The sequence below is a fragment of the Primorskyibacter aestuariivivens genome, assembly GCF_028023675.1.
In the GTDB taxonomy this organism is placed as follows: Bacteria; Pseudomonadota; Alphaproteobacteria; order Rhodobacterales; family Rhodobacteraceae; genus Marinovum; species Marinovum aestuariivivens.
Map to the genome: position 1 here is coordinate 213,338 of NZ_JAQIOZ010000003.1, position 20,810 is coordinate 234,147.

26 protein-coding genes and 1 other RNA gene are annotated in these 20,810 nt (G+C 61.6%); 15 read left to right on the top strand and 12 right to left on the bottom strand.

Annotated features, from left to right (window positions below; all coding sequences use genetic code 11):
* Positions 1 to 9 precede the first annotated feature (9 nt).
* The 4 genes from PGB28_RS03115 to parE all read right to left on the bottom strand — a co-directional run bounded on the left by PGB28_RS03115 (position 10) and on the right by parE (position 4,291).
* Positions 10 to 723 (bottom strand): DUF5765 domain-containing protein, encoded by a 714-nt coding sequence (locus PGB28_RS03115; RefSeq protein ID WP_271420025.1) that lies wholly within the window; start codon positions 721 to 723, stop codon positions 10 to 12.
* A gap of 134 nt (positions 724 to 857) precedes the next feature.
* A complete protein-coding gene (locus tag PGB28_RS03120; RefSeq protein ID WP_271420026.1) occupies positions 858 to 989 on the bottom strand; it encodes a hypothetical protein in 132 nt (43 codons plus the stop codon).
* Between the two features lie 414 nt (positions 990 to 1,403).
* Entirely contained in the window at positions 1,404 to 2,339 is a 936-nt protein-coding gene (locus PGB28_RS03125; RefSeq protein ID WP_271420027.1) for a hypothetical protein, read from the bottom strand.
* Positions 2,336 to 4,291: a DNA topoisomerase IV subunit B gene (gene parE / locus PGB28_RS03130; protein WP_271420028.1), complete on the bottom strand. Its 1,956-nt coding sequence runs from the start codon at positions 4,289 to 4,291 to the stop codon at positions 2,336 to 2,338. Before parE ends, PGB28_RS03125 begins: the two co-directional genes overlap by 4 nt.
* 134 nt (positions 4,292 to 4,425) lie before the next feature.
* Between parE and PGB28_RS03135 the strand changes: the two genes are divergently transcribed.
* Entirely contained in the window at positions 4,426 to 5,304 is an 879-nt protein-coding gene (locus PGB28_RS03135; RefSeq protein ID WP_271420029.1) for an NAD-dependent epimerase/dehydratase family protein, read from the top strand.
* A gap of 392 nt (positions 5,305 to 5,696) precedes the next feature.
* Here PGB28_RS03135 and PGB28_RS03140 read toward each other — a convergent pair whose 3' ends face one another.
* The gene (locus tag PGB28_RS03140) at positions 5,697 to 6,146 is read right to left on the bottom strand and encodes a YHS domain-containing (seleno)protein (protein ID WP_271420030.1); all 450 of its coding nucleotides are present in this window, start codon (positions 6,144 to 6,146) and stop codon (positions 5,697 to 5,699) included.
* A 139-nt stretch (positions 6,147 to 6,285) separates the two neighbouring features.
* Between PGB28_RS03140 and PGB28_RS03145 the strand changes: the two genes are divergently transcribed.
* Positions 6,286 to 6,636, top strand: a complete 351-nt coding sequence (locus PGB28_RS03145; protein WP_271420031.1) for a hypothetical protein — start codon at positions 6,286 to 6,288, stop codon at positions 6,634 to 6,636.
* A 42-nt stretch (positions 6,637 to 6,678) separates the two neighbouring features.
* Positions 6,679 to 7,161, top strand: a complete 483-nt coding sequence (locus PGB28_RS03150) for a copper chaperone PCu(A)C (RefSeq protein ID WP_271420032.1) — start codon at positions 6,679 to 6,681, stop codon at positions 7,159 to 7,161.
* A 4-nt stretch (positions 7,162 to 7,165) separates the two neighbouring features.
* Here the strand turns inward: PGB28_RS03150 and PGB28_RS03155 are convergent, their stop codons facing one another.
* Positions 7,166 to 7,861 carry an NAD-dependent deacylase gene (locus PGB28_RS03155; RefSeq protein WP_271420033.1) on the bottom strand — a complete coding sequence of 232 codons (696 nt, stop codon included), beginning with the start codon at positions 7,859 to 7,861 and terminating at the stop codon, positions 7,166 to 7,168.
* A 68-nt stretch (positions 7,862 to 7,929) separates the two neighbouring features.
* Here PGB28_RS03155 and PGB28_RS03160 point away from each other — a divergent pair, with 68 nt between their 5' ends.
* Positions 7,930 to 8,367 (top strand): low molecular weight protein-tyrosine-phosphatase, encoded by a 438-nt coding sequence (locus PGB28_RS03160; protein WP_271420034.1) that lies wholly within the window; start codon positions 7,930 to 7,932, stop codon positions 8,365 to 8,367.
* On the opposite strand, the gene PGB28_RS03165 is transcribed toward PGB28_RS03160, so the two are convergent.
* Positions 8,362 to 8,553: a CTP synthetase gene (locus PGB28_RS03165; RefSeq protein WP_271420035.1), complete on the bottom strand. Its 192-nt coding sequence runs from the start codon at positions 8,551 to 8,553 to the stop codon at positions 8,362 to 8,364. The genes PGB28_RS03160 and PGB28_RS03165 overlap by 6 nt on opposite strands.
* 281 nt (positions 8,554 to 8,834) lie before the next feature.
* Here PGB28_RS03165 and PGB28_RS03170 point away from each other — a divergent pair, with 281 nt between their 5' ends.
* The gene (locus tag PGB28_RS03170) at positions 8,835 to 9,632 is read left to right on the top strand and encodes a DUF1353 domain-containing protein (protein ID WP_271420036.1); all 798 of its coding nucleotides are present in this window, start codon (positions 8,835 to 8,837) and stop codon (positions 9,630 to 9,632) included.
* A 4-nt stretch (positions 9,633 to 9,636) separates the two neighbouring features.
* Here the strand turns inward: PGB28_RS03170 and PGB28_RS03175 are convergent, their stop codons facing one another.
* Together PGB28_RS03175 and lepA are read right to left on the bottom strand one after the other, a co-directional pair.
* Positions 9,637 to 10,368, bottom strand: a complete 732-nt coding sequence (locus PGB28_RS03175) for a sulfotransferase (protein WP_271420037.1) — start codon at positions 10,366 to 10,368, stop codon at positions 9,637 to 9,639.
* Positions 10,369 to 10,373: 5 nt separating this feature from the next.
* Positions 10,374 to 12,173 carry a translation elongation factor 4 gene (gene lepA / locus PGB28_RS03180; protein ID WP_271420038.1) on the bottom strand — a complete coding sequence of 600 codons (1,800 nt, stop codon included), beginning with the start codon at positions 12,171 to 12,173 and terminating at the stop codon, positions 10,374 to 10,376.
* Positions 12,174 to 12,298: 125 nt separating this feature from the next.
* Between lepA and PGB28_RS03185 the strand changes: the two genes are divergently transcribed.
* Both PGB28_RS03185 and PGB28_RS03190 read left to right on the top strand, forming a co-directional pair.
* Positions 12,299 to 12,580: an acylphosphatase gene (locus PGB28_RS03185; RefSeq protein WP_271420039.1), complete on the top strand. Its 282-nt coding sequence runs from the start codon at positions 12,299 to 12,301 to the stop codon at positions 12,578 to 12,580.
* 123 nt (positions 12,581 to 12,703) lie between these two features.
* The gene (locus PGB28_RS03190; RefSeq protein ID WP_271420040.1) at positions 12,704 to 13,447 is read left to right on the top strand and encodes a HisA/HisF-related TIM barrel protein; all 744 of its coding nucleotides are present in this window, start codon (positions 12,704 to 12,706) and stop codon (positions 13,445 to 13,447) included.
* Positions 13,448 to 13,484: 37 nt separating this feature from the next.
* Here the strand turns inward: PGB28_RS03190 and PGB28_RS03195 are convergent, their stop codons facing one another.
* Positions 13,485 to 14,177, bottom strand: coding sequence for a metal-dependent hydrolase (locus PGB28_RS03195; protein WP_271420041.1), 693 nt, complete (start codon positions 14,175 to 14,177; stop codon positions 13,485 to 13,487).
* Between the two features lie 260 nt (positions 14,178 to 14,437).
* Here PGB28_RS03195 and gatC point away from each other — a divergent pair, with 260 nt between their 5' ends.
* The 8 genes from gatC (at position 14,438) to PGB28_RS03235 (ending at position 19,471) form a co-directional block, all read left to right on the top strand.
* Positions 14,438 to 14,725: an Asp-tRNA(Asn)/Glu-tRNA(Gln) amidotransferase subunit GatC gene (gene gatC / locus PGB28_RS03200; protein ID WP_271420042.1), complete on the top strand. Its 288-nt coding sequence runs from the start codon at positions 14,438 to 14,440 to the stop codon at positions 14,723 to 14,725.
* Positions 14,725 to 16,212: an Asp-tRNA(Asn)/Glu-tRNA(Gln) amidotransferase subunit GatA gene (gene gatA / locus PGB28_RS03205; RefSeq protein WP_271420043.1), complete on the top strand. Its 1,488-nt coding sequence runs from the start codon at positions 14,725 to 14,727 to the stop codon at positions 16,210 to 16,212. Before gatC ends, gatA begins: the two co-directional genes overlap by 1 nt.
* A 33-nt stretch (positions 16,213 to 16,245) precedes the next feature.
* Positions 16,246 to 16,923 (top strand): hypothetical protein, encoded by a 678-nt coding sequence (locus PGB28_RS03210; protein ID WP_271420044.1) that lies wholly within the window; start codon positions 16,246 to 16,248, stop codon positions 16,921 to 16,923.
* A gap of 75 nt (positions 16,924 to 16,998) precedes the next feature.
* Positions 16,999 to 17,619 carry an N-acetylmuramoyl-L-alanine amidase gene (locus PGB28_RS03215; RefSeq protein ID WP_271420176.1) on the top strand — a complete coding sequence of 207 codons (621 nt, stop codon included), beginning with the start codon at positions 16,999 to 17,001 and terminating at the stop codon, positions 17,617 to 17,619.
* Between the two features lie 12 nt (positions 17,620 to 17,631).
* An RNA gene (gene rnpB, locus PGB28_RS03220) (RNase P RNA component class A) lies at positions 17,632 to 18,026 on the top strand.
* Between the two features lie 76 nt (positions 18,027 to 18,102).
* A complete protein-coding gene (locus PGB28_RS03225) occupies positions 18,103 to 18,546 on the top strand; it encodes a PAS domain-containing protein (RefSeq protein WP_271420045.1) in 444 nt (147 codons plus the stop codon).
* A gap of 125 nt (positions 18,547 to 18,671) precedes the next feature.
* Positions 18,672 to 18,839: a 50S ribosomal protein L33 gene (gene rpmG / locus PGB28_RS03230; protein WP_007814563.1), complete on the top strand. Its 168-nt coding sequence runs from the start codon at positions 18,672 to 18,674 to the stop codon at positions 18,837 to 18,839.
* Positions 18,840 to 19,021: 182 nt separating this feature from the next.
* Positions 19,022 to 19,471 carry a GNAT family N-acetyltransferase gene (locus tag PGB28_RS03235; RefSeq protein WP_271420046.1) on the top strand — a complete coding sequence of 150 codons (450 nt, stop codon included), beginning with the start codon at positions 19,022 to 19,024 and terminating at the stop codon, positions 19,469 to 19,471.
* A gap of 62 nt (positions 19,472 to 19,533) precedes the next feature.
* On the opposite strand, the gene PGB28_RS03240 is transcribed toward PGB28_RS03235, so the two are convergent.
* Together PGB28_RS03240 and PGB28_RS03245 are read right to left on the bottom strand one after the other, a co-directional pair.
* Positions 19,534 to 20,274, bottom strand: coding sequence for a Bax inhibitor-1/YccA family protein (locus PGB28_RS03240; RefSeq protein ID WP_271420047.1), 741 nt, complete (start codon positions 20,272 to 20,274; stop codon positions 19,534 to 19,536).
* 135 nt (positions 20,275 to 20,409) lie between these two features.
* A complete protein-coding gene (locus PGB28_RS03245) occupies positions 20,410 to 20,637 on the bottom strand; it encodes a DUF1127 domain-containing protein (protein WP_271420048.1) in 228 nt (75 codons plus the stop codon).
* Between the last annotated feature and the right edge of the window lie 173 nt (positions 20,638 to 20,810).

Here is a 20,810-nt window from a genome sequence, read left to right on the forward strand (position 1 = left end):
TTTCCTGTGTCAGGCCCGATGCATATCACCCGGGGCGATGCCGCGCCGGATCATCGGGCTGAGCGCGATCAGCACGATCCCCACCGAGAACAGGCACCAGACCGCAGGCCATTCATTGGGATTGTCGGTCAGGATCGCCGCGAGGACCGGCCCGAAACACAGATTGAACAGCGAAAAGCGCCACGCGCCGTAGAGCAGCGGCAAGAGGATGGCTGTGGCCATGTAGCCCGGCACCTGGATGTAGTCCCCGACCAGCGGGATCAGGTCCCAGGGCCGGTTGAGCGGCACCTCCCATGCCAGATGCCAGTTGCCCGATACGGTGCAGTAATCCGGGCCACAGAACACATCCCCCGCGCTGCAGGTCCCCGCCCAGCCCATCGGCACCAGCCGCAGGAGCAGCACCGCCGTGCCGAGGCTGGCCAGCATCAGGACCAACCTGCGCGTTGCGGCCGGGATCGGGGTGGGGGACAGCGCCATCACGAAGATATTCACGATGATCGGCTGCATCGCCACATGCAGATACGAGAGTTGCGTAATCAGCCGGTTGGTCGGGTCGCCGCATTGGTCAATGACGCGGTAGCCGCCCAGCTGCAGCAGCTCCATCGAGGTGAAATAGCCAATCGTCCCCCAGATCGCCAAAGGCTCGCCCCGGCGATAGGCCACCATTGTGGCGGCGGAGCCAAGACCGGCAAAGGCAAGCGTGGCGGTTTCGCTCCAGCACATGGGCGCGCTCCGGGTTGTCCTGAACCAGAATTTGGCGTCAGGGCGCGAACCGGTCAAGCCGTGCGAAGGGCGCGGGGCCGCAAGTAGGGGGTTTCTCCTGCGGCCCGGGGGTTTCTGTCAGCCCTGTGAGGGGGTTACTTGGTTTTAGCCTTGGCACCGATATTGAGAGGTTTGCCCAGATTGGAATTGGCGGTCGCGGACACCTTGGGCTTTTCCTGTTTCGGTTTCTTGGCTTCGCGATTGCCGCGGTTTTTATGCTTGGACATGTGATCTCCGATGGGTTTCCCATGGCGGGAATCGCCACGGGCCGTCGCATCGTCAGCGATCAGGGTTGCCCGTTATGTCGGGGCGATGATCCTTGGGAGGCGGCAGGGGTGAGTCGTTGCTCGCGCCCTGCGGGGATGAAAATACGCCTGTGCCGGGTTTCCCGCAATAGGCTTGATGGGGCCGGTCCGTTGATGCCCCGGCCTCAAGGCCTCTGGCGCAAGGTTGGTACTGGTCCCCCGCCCGGAATCAAGGGCGTAGGCCGCCGGGCCAGCGCCTGCCCGCCCCACCGGGCTGGCGCTTTGGCGGGGGCTGGGTGCGTCGTTCAGAGCGAGGCAGTGTGTGGCAGGCATAAAGTGCGTCGCCGTGCCGTTGCAGCGCCATCCCGCGGGCAGGCGCTGGCCCGGCTTGCGCAGTTAACGCCGGCGATACTTACCTGCCGTGCGACGCTTATTTCTATACAGCTTTTTCAAACCTTCCAAATATCGGTCCATAAAATCTTGCGGGGCTTTCATCGGAAGCAAGAGACTTTCGCTGAATTTTCTGTTTCTGCCGCCTCCATAGCCGGTATACAGCCATATTTCGGGAAACTCAGACCACATGAGAAATTCTGTTTCACGCTCGATAGCGGAAATGACTTGAGTGAGCTCCGTGGTAGTGGTCCGATTGTCAATGATGAGAATAGTTTCGTCTTTACCTTTGTGGCGTTTGCGAAGCTTGGAGGTAATTGCGTTTCTTATCGCCTCGCCAACATCTGAGGTTGGGCTGGGAGACAGCGATGTGAATAGTTTTGGCTTTTCCGGGTAGTAAGGATTTTCAACCTCATGCGAATTAGAAAGTCCGTTTCTTCGGTGGGTTGCAATTAATTCGGAGAGCTCTTGGTCTGGGAAAAAATCACTAATTTTTTTCAGTATTCCGAGTCTTACAGTGGGATAGTAGGAATGTCGCTGTATCAGTTCTTCAGCCGTGATTTTCTTCCAAAAATCCGCCCTGTCAGTTATGGAAGTTATTTCAACATTACAATCGACGCCCGTACTAAAGCCGATTCTAAAGTCCCATGGATTGTCGCGGGCCAAATAGTTCATCCCCAACGATATTCGCAGGGTTTGGCATAGGTGTGATACATAGTCCTGAAGTATTATCTCTTCGCGAAAACAGTCTTCCAGAGCGTTTAGATAAGCTGCGGCAACAGTGCTGCCATCCGGTTGAATCCAAAAGTACTGTTTGCAATTGTGAAGTTTTCTCGGGTCTTTTTCTGGGTAGAAACCGCTTCGGAGTGTCCAGCGCTTGTCAGTTTGAAATGGGCGGTGGGTTTGCAAGTGATAAAAGGCACTTTGGGAAAAAGCGCTCAAACATCCAACTCCTCAACAAACTTCGCATTCGCCTGGATATACTCGAACCGTTTCTCCGGCTTCTTGCCCATCAGCCGTTCCACCAGATCTCCGGTCTCGCCCGGCTCATCCTCGTCTATCGACACGCGGATAAGCTTGCGGGTCGCCGGGTTCATCGTGGTGTCTTTCAAATCCTTCGCATCCATCTCGCCCAGACCCTTGAAGCGGCTCACGTCGATCTTGCCCTTGCCGCCAAGGCCCTTTTCCATCCACGCGTCGCGCTCGGCCTCGTCAAGGCAATAGACCCGTTTCGCCCCCTGTGTCAGCCGGAACAGCGGCGGGCAGGCGAGGTAGAGATGCCCCGCATCAATCATTGGCCGCATCTGGGTGTAGAAGAACGTCATCAGCAACGCCGCGATATGGGCGCCGTCCACATCCGCGTCGGTCATGATGATGATCTTGTCATAGCGCAGGTCATCGACGTTGAATTTCGTCCCCAGTCCGACGCCAAGCGCCTGGGTCAGGTCGTTGATCTCCTGGTTCGAGCCGAGCTTGGAGGACGCCGCCCCCAGTACGTTGAGGATCTTGCCGCGCAGGGGCAAAAGCGCTTGCGTCTTGCGGTCCCGCGCCATCTTGGCCGAGCCGCCCGCGCTGTCGCCCTCGACGATGAACAATTCGGTGCCGTCGCGGTTGTTCTGCGAACAATCCACCAGCTTGCCGGGCAGGCGCAGTTTCTTGGTCGCGGTCTTGCGTGCGGTCTCTTTCTCCTGCCGCCGCCGCAGCCGTTCTTCGGCGCGCAGAACAAGGAAATCGAGGATCGCACCGGCGGATTTCGTGTCCGAGGTCAGCCAATGGTCGAAATGGTCGCGCACCGAGTTTTCTACCATGCGCTGCGCATCCACCGTGGCCAGCCGGTCCTTGGTCTGGCCCACGAATTCCGGCTCGCGGATAAAACACGACACCAGCGCCCCGGCCCCGGTGGTCAGGTCCTCGCGCGTGATGGTCCCGGCCTTTTTGTTGCCGGCCAGCTCGCCGTAAGCCTTGATACCTTTGAGGATCGCTGCCCAGAACCCGGCCTCGTGGGTGCCGCCCTCGGGCGTGGGGACGGTGTTGCAGTAGGACTGGATGAACCCGTCGCGCGACGGCGTCCAGTTGATTGCCCATTCCACCTTGCCCGGGGCTTTGAATTTCTCAAAGGACACGGACCCGGCAAAGGGTTTCTCGGCATAGGTGGTCGCGCCTGCCATGGTCTCGGTCAGGTAATCGGAGAGGCCTCCGGGGAAGTGAAACTTCGCTTCCAGCGGCGTCTCGCCATCATTGATCGCGGTTTTCCATCGGATCTCGACACCCGAGAAAAGATAGGCTTTGGAGCGCGCCATCTTGAACAGCCGGGCGGGTTTGAGCTTGAGCGCGCCAAAGATCTCCGGATCGGGGTGAAAGGTGACCGCTGTGCCGCGCCGGTTTGGGGCCGCGCCGATCTTTTCGAGCTTGGTCTGCGGGATGCCACGGGCGAATTCCATGGCATAAAGCTCGCGGTTGCGGGCCACCTCGACGCGCAGGTGATCCGAGAGTGCGTTCACCACCGAAGAGCCGACACCGTGCAGGCCGCCCGAGGTTTCATAGCTGTCGCCGGAGAATTTGCCGCCCGCGTTCAGCGTGCAAAAGATGATTTCCAGCGCCGATTTCGACGGGTCCTTGGGGTGCGGATCGGTAGGGATGCCGCGGCCGTTGTCGCGGATCGAGACATGGCCGTTTTCGTGCAGTTCCACCTCGATCCATGTCGCATGGCCTGCGACGGCCTCGTCCATGGAGTTGTCGATGATCTCGGCGACCATGTGGTGCAGCGCGCGGTCATCCTTGCCGCCGATATACATGCCGGGGCGCAGGCGCACATGCTCCATATCCTCCAGCACCTGAATCGAGGAGGCATCGTATTCTTTGGCTCCCGCCGGGGAAAGGAGATCGTCTGCCATGTCCGCTGCTCTTTGTTGCTCTTGATTGGCGCACATTATGGCAGAGCGGCGGGGGCGGGGGAAGGGTGATCCTCGGGTTGCGCGGCGGGGTGAGTGGCGTCATGGTATACCAAAATTGCAAGGGAGGATGGCAGATGCGGATTGCATTCACGGGCGGTTGCGGCAAGGCGGGCAAACATGTGGTGCCCTATCTGCGGGAGCGGGGGCATCGGGTGCTGAACCTCGACCTCAACGCGCCGCAGGAGCCGGACAACCAGTCCATTGACCTGACCGATAGCGGCGAGGTGTTCAACGCGCTGTCGGGCTATTGCTGGTTTGACGAGCTGGATTTGCCGGAAAAGCCGAAATTCGACGCGGTGGTGCATTTCGCGGCGCTGGCGCGCATTCTGATCCGCCCGGATAGCGAGACGTTCCGCGTCAATACGCTCTCCACCTACAACGTGATCGAAGCGGCGGTGAAGCTAGGCATCCCCAAGGTGATCTTTGCCTCTTCCGAAACGGCTTATGGCATCTGCTTTGCCCAGGGCGAAAAGCTGCCCGACTATATCCCGGTGGATGAGGATCACCCGACCGTGCCGCATGACAGCTATGCCATGTCCAAGGTCTGTAACGAGGCAACAGGCCGGTCATTTCAAGCGCGCTCGGGCATCGACATTTACGGGCTGCGCATCAACAACGTGGTGGAGCCGCATGAATACGCGCGCGACTTTCCCAGCTTGATGGTCGATCCGGCGCTCAGACGGCGCAACATCTTTGCCTATATCGACGTGCGCGATCTGGGGCAGATGGTCGAACGCTGCTTGCAAACTGACGGGTTGGGCTACGAGGTGTTCAACGTCTCCAACGACGATCTGGCCGTGGGGATCAGCAACGCGGAGGTCCGCGCGCGGTTTTATCCGGGCGTGCCGGTCAAGCGCGAGATGGGCGAGACGGAGACGATGTATTCCAACGTCAAGGCGCGCGAGATGCTGGGCTTTGCACCGCAACATTCCTGGCGGGATGTGCTGGAATAGGTCAATGCCGGGACCGATCGGCGCAAACCCGCCAGAACACCGGGCCATTCCGGCAATAAACCGCACACGCATAACTTGTATATTGAGTGCGGCCGACCGCCGTGCGACCCAGAGGGAAATCCACTGAACCCCGGATTACCCGATGCTACTTTTCGTCATTTTCGGGTCCCTTGCAGGTGTGTGTTCTGCGGTTATCGGTTTGGACAAGGGGCTGTCCTATCGTGATACATTCGCGCTGTACCTCACGGTCTCGCTGGGTGTCAGCTGCGTTGCTCCGCTGCTGTGCTGCCTTGGAGCACGGGTGTTCGGGCACTCGCTTCGGGTTTGTTCCGATCTCAAGACTCGGCTGTCGCGTTCGCCATGAGCGGCATGACCGCGACGCCGGGCATATGTTAGCCAAGAATACCCGGCCAGTTCGCCTCGCCCCGGGCGATATTGCCGGGAATATCCTGCAGCCAGAGCTCACGCGCGCGCAGGTTGGCATTCAGATAGAGCTTGCCCTCATAGATCGTCCAGGCCTCGGGCACCGTAGGGGCCAGATACCCGCGTGAGGCGGCAAAGGCGCAGTAGCCGCCAAAGGCCGGGGCGAATTTCGCCGGATCGGCCGCGAACATCGCGGCATTGCCGGCGCTATTGAACTGCCACTCGGCACCCTTCCATGACACGCTATGCGGGTTGGAAATGCTGTCGGGGCGGGCGTCTTTGAAATAGACCACCGGATCGGTCCCGTTGATGGCAATGCCATTGGTTTGAAACACGTCCGGTTCGCGGGCATGGGCCACATGTGGAACAAGCGGCACAGCGGCAAGGGACGCAAAGAATCTACGGCGCGTGAGGGGCATGGTTCGGTTCCTTTTCTGACTTTTCCCCAAGATGCCGTTTGTTGTCACTTTGCAAAACCCCGCTCGCAGGCTCGTGAAGGCTCGTGACAGGGCGCCGCACCCTCTTGTGGGCTTCTGTAATGTATTCTAACTCTGCGATATGAAACGGTGTTTGCGCCCCTTTTTCGGCCTGTTTCTTGCGCTGGTCCTGACCATCACAGCGCAGACCATGGCCGTTGCGCGCAGCGTCGATGCACCCGCCGGTGAAATGGTGCTCTGTACCGGCTCCGGCCCGGTCGTCGTCCAATTCGATGCCGAGGGCAATCCCGTTGGGCCGGTGCATTATTGTCCCGATTGCGCCCTTGCAATGTTCGACACGGCCGCCCCCGTGGTGGCTGTCGGTGTTACGCGGGTCTGGGCCGATCTGTCCCTTTCTCCGGTCCAGCCCCTGCCAGTTCCGGCCAGCCCTTTGGCCTCGGTGCGCGCGCGCGGACCTCCTGTTTCCGTCTGAATTCAATCTCTTACAGACTGACCTCAAGACAGGAGAGCACATATGCTCGTCAAACGTATCGCTGCGGCTTCGGTTGCCGCCCTTTTCGCCACCGCCGGTTTCGCCGCGGATATCACCATCAAGGACCCCTACGCCCGCGCGTCCACCATGATGTCGAAATCCGGTGCCATCTTCATGACCATCGTCAATGCAGGTGACAGCGATGACCGGGTTATCGCGGCCAGCGTTGATGTGGCCGAGAAGGCCGAACTGCACACCCACAAGGAAGACGCCAATGGCGTGATGCGCATGATGGAGCTCGAAGAGGGCTTTGCGGTGCCCGCAGGTGGCATGCATATGCTCAAGCGCGGCGGCGATCATGTGATGATGCTGGGACTGACGCGGGCGCTGGAACAGGGTGACATGATCACCCTGACCCTGACGCTTGAGAACGCGGGCGAGATCACGGTGGACGTGCCCGTCGATCTGAACCGCAAGCCCATGCATGGCAATGGCCACGGCCAAATGAACCAAGGCTCCAACTAAGACATCAGGCCCGGTCCAGCAGTTCGGCGACCCATGCCGGGACGCTGCGCGTGGCCGGGCCTGATATTTGCCGGTCAAAGACATGCGACAGCGCGGTTTGCTCAAGGCTGAGCTCGTCGCATTCCGCGCCCGCCATCCTGGCCTCTTCGACGAATGACGCGGCGGGATAAACCTGGCCCGAGGTGCCAATGGCGGCAAAATGCGTGGCCCCGGACAGGTGGTCGGCGATCTCGTCCATGTGGTACGGAAACTCCCCGAACCAGACCACATCCGGGCGCGCGGCAGGGGCCTTGCAGGCCGGGCAGGGCGTGTCGGGCGTCATCTCGGACGGGGCAGGCCAGCGGTGACCACAACCTGCACAAAGCGCGCCATCCAGCGTGCCATGCATGTGCAATACCCGGCGCGACCCGGCCCTGCGGTGCAGGTCATCGACATTCTGGGTCACGATGACCACCTCGCCGGGATAACCCGCCTCGAGCCGTGCCAATGCGTCATGGGCGGCATTGGGGCTGGCGGTGGCGGCCTGCGCGCGGCGGGCGTTGTAGAACCAGTGCACCAGCGCGGGATCGCGGGCAAAGCCCTCGGGTGTGGCCACGTCCTCGATCCGGTGCTGTGCCCAAAGCCCGCCTTCGTCGCGAAACGTGCCCAGCCCGCTTTCCGCTGAGATACCGGCCCCGGTGAGTATCACGATCTTGCCCATGCCCACGCCTCCGATTGTCTGCCGCGCCACTGTCGGCTATGCCAGAAGCGTGACATAGCGAGGCCCCCATGACCACACGTATCCTGTTCGTCTGCCTTGGAAATATCTGCCGCTCACCCTCGGCTGAAGCGGTGTTCCGGTCGCTGTCAGAGGGGCTGGACGTGCAGATCGACAGCGCAGGTACCGGCGCGTATCACGTGGGCGAGCCGCCCGACGGCCCGATGCAGCAGGCGGCGGCCCGGCGGGGCTATGACATGAGCGATCTGCGCGCGCGCCAGTTCACAGCGGCGGATTTCGACCGCTTCGACCTGATCATCGCGATGGACGCGGACAACCTGCGCGATATCAACCGCCTGCGCGGCGCGTCGCAAACCCCCGTCCGGCTGTTTACCGATTACGCAGGCGGTGCCGGGGACATGGTGCCCGACCCGTATTACACGCGCGATTTCGATGGCACGCTCGATTTGATCGAACGCTGTGCGCAGGGATTGCGTGGCAGTCTATGATCTGCTTGTGCCGTAGAGCTTGCGCGCCACCACCCATGTAACCGGGAAGGACGCAACAAAGCCGATCAGCGCCGCCAACAGAATGGGCTGAAGCGTGTCCTGCCCAACCGTCAACGCAGCGACAACGGCGGACCCGGCCAGCGTCGAGCCGATGAACAGATGCAGGATCAGGGCAAGGCGGAGCATGGGATGTTCCTTCATGTTTGGTCTTTGGTGGTCGACAAACGCATCTCACCAGCGGAATGTGTTGTCCTTGATCTGGATCACATGCGGTCCGTGGCGGGACGGCCTGTCGACCCGCAGACTTGTAGAATCGCCCCCGGCCCATGAAACTTGCGGCATATTAAGTCCCTTTTATTTGGTCGGGTTCCGACCGGCAGTTTTCAGTGGAGGCTTTGATGCGCGTGGCATTTGGCAGAATTTTTGCAATTTTTTGTGGCCTTGTTGTTGCGGGCTGCACGCAACCGATGGCCAGCAGCCAAAATGACCTGATCGCCAAAGCACGGTTTTCGGCCCGTGAATGTGGAGGGCCCGGTCAGGATCGCTGCAATTTCTTCAACGGTCCGGTGCAGTTGGTGAACACTCCCGTGCGCGTGGCCACCCGCAGCGCCGAATTCTTCCCCACTGCCAACCGGCTTGAGTTTGTGGACAGCGAGGCCTCGCGCTGGATCGCGCCACAGCGCACGCTGACCGACGGCGCGTCGATCCCTGCAATTTTTGTTCCCATCATCGGTGCGCGTCGCAGCCCCGAATTCGTCAACGCCGCTGCCATGCATGACGCCCATTGCGGTATCGGCAATGAAACCCTGCCTGAGTATCATTCCCGAACCTGGGAGGAGACGCATCGCATGTTCTATGACGCGCTGCGTGCGGGCGGGACCGAGGAACTGCGCGCAAAGGTGATGTTTGCCGCAGTCTATCTGGGCGGGCCACGTTGGCAGGATGACAAGCGGAGCCTCAAGCACGCGCCGCTCCGCAAAATGCGCCGGACCATGCGCGAGGCGCGCAACTACATCATGCAGACCAAACCGACGCCGACACGCGCGGAGATCGAGCTTTGGATCAAGCGCCGCGAGCCGTGGATCCTGCGCGAGGACGAAGACAATGTTGACGGTTTCCACAGGGTCCTTCGCCAGGCGTCCGGGACGCTGGCCGATGATCCGACAGGGCCGGGCGACCAACCTGCCGACCCCGGTGAAGGCCCGACAATTCCGGGCGACGGGTGCACGTTTGAAGGGGGCTGCGATCCAGCCAGGGGCTCCTGACAGCCTACCCCCCCAACTCGGCCCCCAACCAGTCCGCTTTGCCGATGGCTGTGAAATGCGCGCCGATCTCGTCCGCGTTTTCAAACCGATCGAGGATGCGGTTTTGCCCCTGCTTTCGCAAGGGCGATGAAAAACGCGCCCCTGTCATGGCCAGAAAGGTGGCCACCTTATCGTAGGTTTCCGGCGACGGCAGGCTTGTATAGTCCAGCGTCAGCACAGGGTTGGGCAGGCCTTCAAGCCAGCGTTCAAGGAAAAAGTCCTCGTTCTCCAGACGGTTGCATTCCGACTTGGCCCAATAGGGATGCGGTGACAGCTTTGGTGCCCGCAGCTGGCCATCCTTGCCCGTATCGGTCCAGCGCCCGGTCTTGCGCACCTGTTGAAGCGAGGCGAACTGCGCCAGCTTGTTGCGCCGCCGCACGTAGAGAATGACCAGATCGGGCGTTTCGGCGATCAATTCGGAAAACAGCCTTGGATGGTGCTGAAACAGAATCTTTGCCCCCATCCAATGGGGTGTCCGGCCTATCCCGTCGCCCGCCATCATCCGGTCAAAGAACGCAATCGGGTCGCGGTCGCGCGCGGTAATGGCCTCGGGGTCTTTGGACTTGGTGCCGTCGTCGTCAATCTGCCACGGATCAAACAGCTCGCCCCGGCAATGCACGTCCGGGTGGGAATTCAGAAGCGTCTGCAAATAGGTGGTGCCGCTGCGTGGCTGACCCAGAATGACGAAACGTGGCATTGGGGTCAGTTGTCCATTTTCAGTGCGGAAATGAACGCCTCCTGCGGGATGTCCACCTTTCCGAACTGGCGCATCTTCTTCTTACCGGCTTTCTGCTTTTCCAGCAGCTTCTTCTTCCGCGTGGCGTCGCCGCCGTAGCACTTGGCCGTCACGTCCTTGCGCAGCGCAGCAAGGGTTTCGCGGGCAATCACCTTGCCGCCAATGGCCGCCTGGATCGGGATCTTGAACATGTGGCGCGGGATCAGGTCCTTGAGCTTTTCGCACATGGCGCGGCCCCGCATCTCGGCGCGGTCGCGATGCACCATGGTCGACAGCGCATCCACCGGTTCCTCGTTCACGAGGATCGACATTTTCACCAGATTGTCCTGGCGATAGCCGGTCATCTGGTAATCGAACGAGGCATAGCCCTTGGTCACCGATTTCAGACGGTCGTAGAAATCGAACACCACCTCGTTGAGCGGCAGGTCATAGACCACCATGGCGCGCGAACCCGCATAGGTCAGGTCCATCTGAATGCCGCGGCGCTCCTGACAGAGCTTGAGCACGTCGCCGAGGAACTCGTCGGGCACAAGGATCGTCGCCTTGATGCGCGGCTCTTCGAGATAGTCCACGACGGAGGGGTCGGGCATGTCGGCGGGGTTATGCAGCTCGATCATCTCGCCGTCTTTTTTGTAGACGTGATAGATCACGCTCGGCGCGGTGGTGATCAGCTCGATATCGTATTCCCGCTCGATCCGGTCACGGATCACTTCAAGGTGCAGCAGCCCGAGGAAGCCGCAGCGGAAGCCAAAGCCCAGCGCGGCAGAGGTTTCCATCTCGTAGCTGAAAGACGCGTCGTTCAACGCCAGTTTCTCAATGGCGTCGCGCAGGTCCTCGAACTCGGCCGAATCCACCGGGAAGAGGCCGCAGAACACCACCGGGATGGAGGGCGCGAAGCCCGGAAGGGGCACATCCGCGCCTTTTTTCTCATGGGTGATCGTATCGCCGACCTTGGTGTCGCGCACCTGTTTGATCGAAGCGGTGATAAAGCCGATCTCGCCGGGGGCGAGCTGATCGACCACGGTCATGGCAGGCCGGAACACGCCGATACGGTCGACGCCGTATTTCGCGCCGGTCTGCATCATCTTGATATTGTCGCCTTTTTTCAGCACGCCATCCATGATGCGCACCAGCACGACCACGCCGAGGTAAGGGTCATACCAGCTGTCCACCAGCATCGCCTTGAGCGGCGCATCGCGGTCGCCGGTGGGTGCGGGCAGTCGGTGCACAATGGCTTCCAGCGTGTCCTCGATGCCAATGCCGGTCTTGGCGGAGACGCGGATCGCGTCGGAGGCGTCGATGCCGATCACATCCTCGATCTGTTCGGCGACGCGGTCGCAATCGGCGGCGGGCAGGTCGATCTTGTTCAGCACCGGCACGATCTCGTGATCGGCGTCGATGGCCTGATACACGTTGGCCAGCGTTTGCGCCTCGACGCCTTGGGTGCTGTCCACCACGAGAAGCGAGCCTTCGACCGCGCGCATGGAGCGGGAAACCTCATAGGCAAAGTCCACATGGCCGGGCGTGTCGATCAGGTTCAGCACATAGGCTTCGCCATTTTTGGCGGTGTAGTCGATGCGCACCGTGTTGGCTTTGATCGTGATGCCCCGCTCGCGTTCGATATCCATCGCGTCGAGCAACTGCTCTTTCATGTCCCGTTCGGCCACCGTGTTGGTGGATTGGATCAGCCGGTCGGCAAGGGTGGATTTCCCGTGGTCGATATGCGCGACGATCGAGAAATTACGGATATGAGCGAGGTCTGTCATGGCTTGGATATGATGCGAATTCAGGGGGCCGTCAATCGCCACGTGCAGGGCGCATCGTGACAGCGGTTTCCCGGGCGCTATATCCGTGGCAGAGTAAAGGTGCAATGACACTGGGGAGAGTGATCATGTCGCGCAGGATTGCCATTCAGGCCCGGGTGACGGGACGCGTGCAGGGCGTGGCCTTTCGCGCCTGGACGCGCGGGCAGGCACAAAAGGCCGGTGTGGACGGCTGGGTCTGCAACAACCCCGATGGTTCGGTCTCGGCCCTGCTGGTCGGCCCGGAAGAGGCGGTTCAGGACATGGTCGATGCGCTCTGGAGCGGTCCCGGTGCTGCCGCCGTGCGCGATGTGGCGTCCGAAAAGATCACCCCTGTGCCGGAGGTTAGGGGCTTCGAGATCACCGGTTGATCGCGCAGCGCGTGCCGCGTCGGTCCCGCGCCGTTTGATGCCGCGTTTTGCCCCTTGCGACTCGCGCGCTGAGGGTAGGGCTAGGGTAAGCTATGATTGTGCTCAGGCACGGGAGGATTCGCCATGCAACTGTTTCCGACGATTGAATTGCAGAACGGCAAGCCGGTGAGCTTGCATCGCGGGCGGCTTGACGAGCCGCTGGTCTGGAATGTGGACCCGGTGGAAAAGGCCCGGGAATTTGCCCATGCCGGAGCCGAATGGATCCATGTCACCGATTTCGACGCCATCACCGGTGGCGCGCCACAGGACGAATTACTGACCGAGATCATCCGCGCGGCGGGCGTGCCGGTGCAGGTGGGCGGCGGTGTGCGCTCGCGCGAGCGCATAGAGGCGCTGATCGATTTGGGCGTGGGCCGGGTGGTCATCAGCACCGCCGCGCTGACCAATCCCGATCTGGTCAAGGAAGCGGCCAAGTACCACCCGGATCAGATCGTGCTGGCAATGGATGTGTTCGAAGGCCAGGTGATGAGCGAAGGCTGGCGGACCAAGTCGGCCTATGAGCCCGCCGATTTCCTGAGCTGGTTCGATGCGGACCCGCTGGCGGCGGTCATCATCACCGATATCGACAGCGACATCAGTGATGCGGATGCCTCGCTTGCGCTGGTCACCGATCTGGCGGCGCAGTCGCGCCATCTGGTCATTGCGCGCGGATTGTCGCGCTCCATGAACGAGCTGTCGGCTCTGAAATATGTACCGGGCGTGCATGGCGCGGTCATCGGCCGTGCGCTGTTTGACAAGAGCGTCGATCTGGAAGAGGCGCTGGCCCTGGCGGCAGAGCCCGTGGGCGAGACGGCCGAATTCATTTGAGGTGGAGGTGGGCAGAAATGCCCACCCTACGACCCGATCAGAGCTCGATGGCTTGCATCACCTCCGGCTCGATCACATCAACGCCGGGCAGGCCCGCCCTGAGCGCGTCCGCATCCTGTTCGAGAATCGGGAAGGTCTTGTAATGGCAGGGGATCACCGTCCTGAAGTTGAAATAGCGTTTGGCGGCATAGGCCGCGCCCTTCATGTCCATGGTGAAATGCCCGCCCGCTGAGAGAATGCCGATCTCGGGTTGGTAGTAATCGCCCATCCAGTCCATATCGGCCATGATATCCGTGTCTCCGGACAGGTAGATCACCTTGCCCTCGGCGCGGATGATATAGCCCACCTCGCTGCCCGCCGCCTGCGGGCCGGTTTCCGAGCCAAAACTCGAGGAGTGCGAGGCGGGGACCATGGTGAGGCTCACATCGCCCGCCTCGACCGTGCCGCCCTTGTTGAAGCCGATGGTCTCGATATTCTCATGCTCGCCCCAATGGGACATGACATCGTATTGGCCAATCGCGGGCACGCCCAGCTTGCGGCAGAGCGGCAGCATGTCGGCCACATGGTCGAAATGGCAATGGGTCAGCAGGATATGGGTGGTGCCCTGAATGGCGGCCTCGTGCTGGTCTTCGGGCAGGACCGGGTTACCGGTGAGCCATGGGTCGATCAGCAGAACGGTATCGCCGGTTTCAAGGCGGAACGAGCCGTGGCCAAGCCAGATGAGTTTCATGGTTGTGTCTCCCTGATGTGTTTTAGGTGAGCGTAGCATTTTGCGCGCGGCGGTCTAGCTTTCGCGGGGCACCGGAATGCGAGGGGCCAGCCCCTCGCGCTCCCCGGGATATTTTTGAGCCAAAGAAGGACCGGGTCGGGGCAGAGTGCCAGCCGGACGCCCAATCCTGGAGGCTTGGTACGCTTTTGCGCCGTCACATGGTTGCGGGGGACGTGGTGGGACGGTAAAGCGCTTGTCAGACCTTTGAAGAGGGAAAACCCATGTCCATTGATCAAGGCACGGCCGCCAAGGTCGCCAAGCTGGCCCGCATTCAGGTGGCCGAAGACGATCTCCCGGCGCTGGCCGGGGAGTTCAATAATATCCTCGGCTTCATCGAACAGCTGAACGAGGTGGATGTCGACGGTGTCGAACCGATGGTGTCGGTCACGCCGATGCGGCTCAAGCGGCGCAAGGACGGGGTCACGGACGGAAACCAGCAGGAAAAGGTCCTGTCGAACGCGCCGGATGCGCGCGAGGGCTTTTTTGCTGTGCCGAAGGTGGTTGAATAATGTCGGATCTGAACAAACTGAAAATCGCCGAGGCGCGCGACGCGCTGCGCAAGGGCGACGTGACCAGCGTGGAACTGACCGAGGCATGTCTGTCGGCCATCGAAGGCGCGGGCGCGTTGAATGCTGTCGTACATAAAACGCCCGAGATTGCACTGGAGCAGGCCAAGGCCGCCGATGCGCGGATAAAATCAGGCGATGCGCCGGCCATGTGCGGAATCCCGCTGGGCATCAAGGACCTGTTCTGCACCAAGGGCGTGGCGTCTCAGGCGGCCTCGCGCATTTTGCAAGGCTTCAAGCCGGAATATGAAAGCACCGTCACGACGCAGCTGTTCGATGCGGGCGCGGTCATGCTGGGCAAGCTCAACATGGACGAATTTGCCATGGGGTCGTCCAACGAAACCTCTGTCTATGGCAACGCCGTCAACCCGTGGCGGCGCGGCAATGACGAGGCGGCGCTGACGCCCGGTGGCTCGTCTGGCGGCTCGGCCTCGGCTGTGGCGGCGGACCTCTGCCTTGCGGCGACCGGCACCGATACGGGCGGCTCGATCCGCCAGCCTGCAGCGTTCACTGGCATCACCGGCATCAAGCCCACCTATGGGCGGTGTTCGCGCTGGGGTATCGTGGCCTTTGCCTCCTCGCTCGATCAGGCCGGGCCGATGACCAAGGATGTGCGCGACGCCGCCATCATGCTGCAGGCGATGTGCGGTCATGACCCGAAGGATTCGACCTCTGCCGATCTGGCCGTGCCGGATTTCGAGGCCATGCTGACCGGTGACATCAAGGGCAAGACCATCGGTATTCCGCGCGAATACCACATGGACGGCATGCCCGAAGAGATCGAGGCGCTCTGGGCCGAGGGGCGCAAGATGCTTCAGGACGCGGGCGCGAAGATTGTCGATATCTCGCTGCCGCACACGAAATACGCGCTGCCCGCCTATTATGTGATCGCGCCCGCCGAGGCATCGTCGAACCTCGCCCGCTATGACGGGGTGCGCTATGGCCACCGCGCGACGCTGGCGCAGGGCGACGGCATCACCGAGATGTACGAGAAAACCCGCGCCGAAGGGTTCGGGGCCGAAGTGCAGCGGCGTGTCATGGTCGGGACCTATGTGCTGTCGGCCGGGTTCTACGACGCCTATTACAACCGCGCGCGCAAGGTGCGGACGCTGATCAAGAAGGACTTCGAGGATGTGTTTGCGCAAGGCGTCGACGCGATCCTGACGCCCGCCACCCCCTCGGCGGCTTTTGGGCTGGGCGAGATGAAGGATGCCGACCCGGTACAGATGTATCTCAACGACGTGTTCACCGTGACGGTGAACCTTGCCGGTCTGCCGGGCATCTCGGTGCCTGCGGGTCTGGACCGTCAGGGGCTGCCTTTGGGCCTGCAACTGATCGGGCGTCCCTGGGAAGAGGGTGATCTGCTGAATACTGCCTATGCGCTGGAACAGGCCGCCGGATTTGTGGCCAAACCGGCGAAATGGTGGTAAATCGCCGCTAAAATCATAACGAGGCGTTTCGAGATGCGTGTTTTCCTGAGTTCAGTCGCTTTGCTGGCGCTGGCGGCTTGTCAGCCGCCTGTGCCCGATTCCGGTCAGGGTGTCGGGTTCGACCGGCTGGATGCCGAACGGCAGGCGCGGAAGAACCGCGATGCCTTGCTTGAGGCCCCGGCGGATGTGCAGACCACGACGCTGAATGAACCGGCGGCAGAGGCCCGCGCGCGCGGGCAGGCCAGTGCCACCAATTCCGGCAATCAACCGGTCCAGGCCAGCCCCAGCAACCCGCCCCCGCAGGCGGTCACGAACAGCGCCGGGATCAGCCAGGAGAACGATTTCAACGCGGTTTCCGACGAGCGCAGCATTGAAAGCGATGCCGAACGTCTGCGCCGGGCGCAATCGCAATACACGGTGATCGAGCCCAAGGACCTGCCCACGCGCGCGGGCAGCAATCGGCCCAATATCGTGGCCTATGCTTTGCAGACCAACAATCCGGTCGGCGCGGCGATCTACAAGCGTTCCGGCTTCAGCTCGGAGGCCAAGCACCAGCGCAACTGCGCCGCCTATGCCAGTGCCGATCTTGCGCAAGAGGATTTCCTTGCCATGGGCGGGCCGAAGAAGGACCGCAAAGCGCTGGACCCCGACGGGGACGGGTTCGCCTGTACATGGGATCCCACGCCATTCCGGCGGGTCACGGGCAACTGAGCCTTGCGCGACCCCCACGCGCTCTGGCATCCCTCGCCCAATTTCGGGGACCGGCGCGGCGGCGTTCTGCCGGATATGATCGTGCTGCATTACACCGCCATGGGCGAAACCTGTGGCGCGCGCGACTGGCTTTGTAATCCCGAGGCGGAGGTTTCGGCGCATTACCTGATTTCCACCACGGGCGATGTGATCCAGATGGTCAGCGAGGACATGCGCGCCTGGCACGCGGGCGCAGGGCGCTGGGGGGCGGTGGAGGACGTGAATTCGCGCTCCATCGGGATCGAGATCACCAATACAGGTGCACAGCCTTTTTCCGAGCCGCAGATGCACAGCCTTGAGGCGCTGATGCGGCGCATCATGGCGCGCTGGGCGATTGCCCCCGACCGCGTGATTGGCCATTCCGACATGGCCCCGGGGCGCAAGATCGACCCCGGTCCGCGGTTTGACTGGCGGCGGCTGGCGCGGCAGGGGCTGAGTATCTGGCCAGAGACTGCGTCAGACGCGCCGGTGGACGGGTTCAGGGCGTCGGCCGCGCGCTTTGGCTATACCGCCGAGGTGAGCGATGAGGTGCTGCTGGATGCGGCGCGCGCGCGTTTCCGGCCCTGGGCCACGGGGGCGCTGGACGGCCAGGATGCGGGCATCATGGCCGATCTGGCAACGCGCTTTCCCGTTGACCGCGTGAGCCTCAGCGCATAGGTGCTCTCTCGCGCGGAAGGCTGGATGGCCGCGGCGGTGCATGCCGTCGAGGAAAGTCCGGACTCCTTGAAGCAGCGGTGCCGGGTAACGCCCGGGCGGGGCAACCCGACGGAAAGCGCCACAGAGAACATACCGCCCTGCTTGCAGGGTCAGGGTGAAACGGTGGGGTAAGAGCCCACCGGGGGGCTGGCAACAGCGCCCGCATGGCAAGCCCCACCGGGAGCAATGCCAAATAGGGGCCTCGCGCGCGGCTGATCGCTCCGGCGATATCGGCGCAGGGATGCTTCAGCCCGAGAGGCCCGGGTTGGCAGCTTGAGGCGCAGGGGCAACCCCGCGTCCAGAGGAATGGTCATCGAAGGGGCGGGAGCGCCCCGGAACAGAATCCGGCTTACAGGCCTTCCGCGCATTCTTTTTTCTTGAATTCCAAATTTGCGATCTCTTATAAGCGCTTTGGAGCGAGGGGGTCTGAATTAGGACCGCCGAATGGACATTAAAATTGAGCAATGGGCTCCTGTCGCGGAAATCGAGGAAGATATCCTTGATTCGCTAGGCTTTGCTGCATCTTCCTGCCTTGTCTCCTTGCTGCAAACGACCAGTGATTGTGTAAAACTCCTGACCCGCGAGGGGCGGCTGCGCTATGCCAATGCCCGCGCGCTGGAAGAGCTGGCCGGGGCGACATTGGAACAGGCTAAAGACCGGGTTTGGTCGGAGTTCTGGCCCAATGCGGCGCGGCCCATTCTGGAACAGGCCGTGGAAAAGGCTGCTGACGGTCATCACGTCCATTGCGAAGTGCCGCGCCCGGACGAAGACGGGGACAGGCTTTGGTCCGTGGCGCTGACCCCGGTGACCCTGCGTGACGGTACGGTCGAGGCGATCCTCGTCGTGTCCAACGATCTGACCGCGAATATCAATGCAGAGCCCGGATAAGCGGTCATTTCCACGCAAAGCGCACAATCGCGCTTGACTCGCGCGTGAGGGTCGGTAGAAGGCGGGCTTCATAGAGATTTTCGAGCGCGCGACGCCACAAGCCCGCGCCACGCAGGAGACGACACATGGCGAAGCCGACCACCATCAAGATCCGCCTGAATTCGACCGCGGGCACCGGCCACTTTTACGTGACCAAGAAAAACGCACGCACCATGACCGAGAAGATGGTCGTACGCAAATACGACCCGGTTGTGCGCAAGCACGTGGAATACAAGGAAGGCAAGATCAAGTAAGCTGATCTGACTTTCGGATTTCGAAACGCCGCGCAGCCCAGGGCCGCGCGGCGTTTTCATTTGGGCATCCCATGGGAAACCGTCGGTGCGGCACAACAGTTCCCCGATGGAGAGCCCCATGGCCCAAACCCGATCCGACCTGAACATTCGTCCCGCCACCCCCGGCGATTTCGACGCGGTGGATGACCTGTTGCGGCGCAGCTACCCTGTGCTCCTCAGGCGCGATTACGCGCCCTCGGTACTGGTGGACCACCCTGCCGCTCATATCGCGCGCCCAGCCCGCGCTCCTCGCCTCGGGGAGCTATTTCGTGGCGGTGCGCGATGGTGCGGTTGTGGGGGCAGGTGGCTGGACCATGCAGGCCCCGGGCGGGCGACCGGGGCTGCGTGGCGTGGGCCATATTCGTCATGTGGTGACAGATCACCGCCAGACCCGGCAGGGCATCGGACGGCGGCTCATGACGCATGTCATGTGGTATGCGCGCGCCGCGGGCTGTGAAGCGCTGCATTGTCAGTCGACGCTGACGGCAGTGCCGTTCTACGCGGCGCTTGGCTTTGTGGCGCAGGGCCGGATCGAAGTGGAATTGCCGCGCGGCATCACCTTTCCGGCAGAGTTCATGATTGCGCGGTTGTAGGTGCATAATACAAAAAGGGCCGGTCGCTTTGACCGGCCCCCTGTCTTGCGATTTGCGGCGTCTTACTCGCGATTGCCGAGCAGCTGCAGCAGGAACATGAACATGTTGATAAAGTCCAGGTAGAGGCTCAGCGCGCCCATGATCGCGGCCTTGCCCAACCACTCGCTGTCGCCGCTATGGGCGTGGGCGAGATAGGTGTTCTTGATATTCTGCGTGTCATAGGCGGTCAGGCCCGCGAAGATCAGCACACCCAGCACCGAGATGGCGAACATGATCGCCGGGGAGCCGAGGAAGATGTTGACAATCGAGGCCACGATCAGACCGATCACACCCATGATCAGGAACGTACCCCAACCGGAGATGTCCTTTTTCGTGGTGTAGCCATAGAGCGACAGGCCGGCAAAGGCGATCGAGGTCACAAGGAACACTTGCGCGATCGAGAAACCTGTAAAGGCCACGAAGATCCAGCTGAGCGACAGGCCCATGACCGCCGCGAAGACAAAGAAGAACAGCTGCGCACCGGCAGCGGACAGCTTGTTGATCGCCGCGCCAAAGGCAAACGCCATGATCAGCGGCGCAAACATCACGATCCAGCCCAGGATATTCGGGCTGAGCGTGGTCGGGTCACGGAATATCGACAAGAGCGCGGGGCTGGTGCCCACCGCCCATGCTACGGCAAAGGTGATCAGCATGCCCACGGACATCGTGCCGTAGACCTTGTTCATATGGGCGCGCAGGCCCTCGTCAATCTGGGCGGCGCGGGCGCCTGCCGCCGTCGTCCGGATTGTGTCGAATTCAGCCATCTAGTCCTCCGAAATAAAGAAGCCGGACCCAAGCGAAATGCGGGTCGTCCCCGCAAATATCGGCGCTGGGTCCGGCTTTTTCAAGTATTTCAGAAGCACATTTATGAGGCATTTTGTCGGATTTTCCGCGACCGATCAGCCCTTCCAGTGATCCGGAGCGTCCCAGACAGGCCGGTGCGCTTCGCGACGGGCTTCGTCGCGGGTGATGCCCAGGTCTTCAAGAAGGTGATCATCCAGCCGCAACAGGGCCTTGCGCTGGCGGTACAGCGCCATGCGATTGACGAGCATACCCAGGATGCCAGGGTGACGGCGGGACGAGTCGTCTTTGCGGGTATGGGCGTTGATATGAACGATATGTGCCATGTTGGCCTCCAATGCAAAACAAGGATTGACGGGTGCAATCTGCGGGTTCCTGGTCCGGACCGGAGCTCTGCAATTGATGGATTCAGATTACCACGTCTGGGTGATCGGGGATGTGACCGGCGACACAGTTGCAGACCTTTCCTGAATTTGATGGGTGCGCTGCGCTGCATCAC

What these genes read in the sequence shown, in the direction of transcription:
- PGB28_RS03115 (WP_271420025.1), bottom strand. Translation starts at nt 723, where the DNA reads ATGTGCTGGAGCGAAACCGCCACGCTTGCCTTTGCCGGTCTTGGCTCC.
- PGB28_RS03120 (WP_271420026.1), bottom strand. Translation starts at nt 989, where the DNA reads ATGTCCAAGCATAAAAACCGCGGCAATCGCGAAGCCAAGAAACCGAAA.
- parE (WP_271420028.1), bottom strand. Translation starts at nt 4,291, where the DNA reads ATGGCAGACGATCTCCTTTCCCCGGCGGGAGCCAAAGAATACGATGCC.
- PGB28_RS03135 (WP_271420029.1), top strand. Translation starts at nt 4,426, where the DNA reads ATGCGGATTGCATTCACGGGCGGTTGCGGCAAGGCGGGCAAACATGTG.
- PGB28_RS03140 (WP_271420030.1), bottom strand. Translation starts at nt 6,146, where the DNA reads ATGCCCCTCACGCGCCGTAGATTCTTTGCGTCCCTTGCCGCTGTGCCG.
- PGB28_RS03145 (WP_271420031.1), top strand. Translation starts at nt 6,286, where the DNA reads ATGAAACGGTGTTTGCGCCCCTTTTTCGGCCTGTTTCTTGCGCTGGTC.
- PGB28_RS03150 (WP_271420032.1), top strand. Translation starts at nt 6,679, where the DNA reads ATGCTCGTCAAACGTATCGCTGCGGCTTCGGTTGCCGCCCTTTTCGCC.
- PGB28_RS03155 (WP_271420033.1), bottom strand. Translation starts at nt 7,861, where the DNA reads ATGGGCAAGATCGTGATACTCACCGGGGCCGGTATCTCAGCGGAAAGC.
- PGB28_RS03160 (WP_271420034.1), top strand. Translation starts at nt 7,930, where the DNA reads ATGACCACACGTATCCTGTTCGTCTGCCTTGGAAATATCTGCCGCTCA.
- PGB28_RS03165 (WP_271420035.1), bottom strand. Translation starts at nt 8,553, where the DNA reads ATGCTCCGCCTTGCCCTGATCCTGCATCTGTTCATCGGCTCGACGCTG.
- PGB28_RS03170 (WP_271420036.1), top strand. Translation starts at nt 8,835, where the DNA reads ATGGCCAGCAGCCAAAATGACCTGATCGCCAAAGCACGGTTTTCGGCC.
- PGB28_RS03175 (WP_271420037.1), bottom strand. Translation starts at nt 10,368, where the DNA reads ATGCCACGTTTCGTCATTCTGGGTCAGCCACGCAGCGGCACCACCTAT.
- lepA (WP_271420038.1), bottom strand. Translation starts at nt 12,173, where the DNA reads ATGACAGACCTCGCTCATATCCGTAATTTCTCGATCGTCGCGCATATC.
- PGB28_RS03185 (WP_271420039.1), top strand. Translation starts at nt 12,299, where the DNA reads ATGTCGCGCAGGATTGCCATTCAGGCCCGGGTGACGGGACGCGTGCAG.
- PGB28_RS03190 (WP_271420040.1), top strand. Translation starts at nt 12,704, where the DNA reads ATGCAACTGTTTCCGACGATTGAATTGCAGAACGGCAAGCCGGTGAGC.
- PGB28_RS03195 (WP_271420041.1), bottom strand. Translation starts at nt 14,177, where the DNA reads ATGAAACTCATCTGGCTTGGCCACGGCTCGTTCCGCCTTGAAACCGGC.
- gatC (WP_271420042.1), top strand. Translation starts at nt 14,438, where the DNA reads ATGTCCATTGATCAAGGCACGGCCGCCAAGGTCGCCAAGCTGGCCCGC.
- gatA (WP_271420043.1), top strand. Translation starts at nt 14,725, where the DNA reads ATGTCGGATCTGAACAAACTGAAAATCGCCGAGGCGCGCGACGCGCTG.
- PGB28_RS03210 (WP_271420044.1), top strand. Translation starts at nt 16,246, where the DNA reads ATGCGTGTTTTCCTGAGTTCAGTCGCTTTGCTGGCGCTGGCGGCTTGT.
- PGB28_RS03215 (WP_271420176.1), top strand. Translation starts at nt 16,999, where the DNA reads ATGATCGTGCTGCATTACACCGCCATGGGCGAAACCTGTGGCGCGCGC.
- PGB28_RS03225 (WP_271420045.1), top strand. Translation starts at nt 18,103, where the DNA reads ATGGACATTAAAATTGAGCAATGGGCTCCTGTCGCGGAAATCGAGGAA.
- rpmG (WP_007814563.1), top strand. Translation starts at nt 18,672, where the DNA reads ATGGCGAAGCCGACCACCATCAAGATCCGCCTGAATTCGACCGCGGGC.
- PGB28_RS03235 (WP_271420046.1), top strand. Translation starts at nt 19,022, where the DNA reads ATGACCTGTTGCGGCGCAGCTACCCTGTGCTCCTCAGGCGCGATTACG.
- PGB28_RS03240 (WP_271420047.1), bottom strand. Translation starts at nt 20,274, where the DNA reads ATGGCTGAATTCGACACAATCCGGACGACGGCGGCAGGCGCCCGCGCC.
- PGB28_RS03245 (WP_271420048.1), bottom strand. Translation starts at nt 20,637, where the DNA reads ATGGCACATATCGTTCATATCAACGCCCATACCCGCAAAGACGACTCG.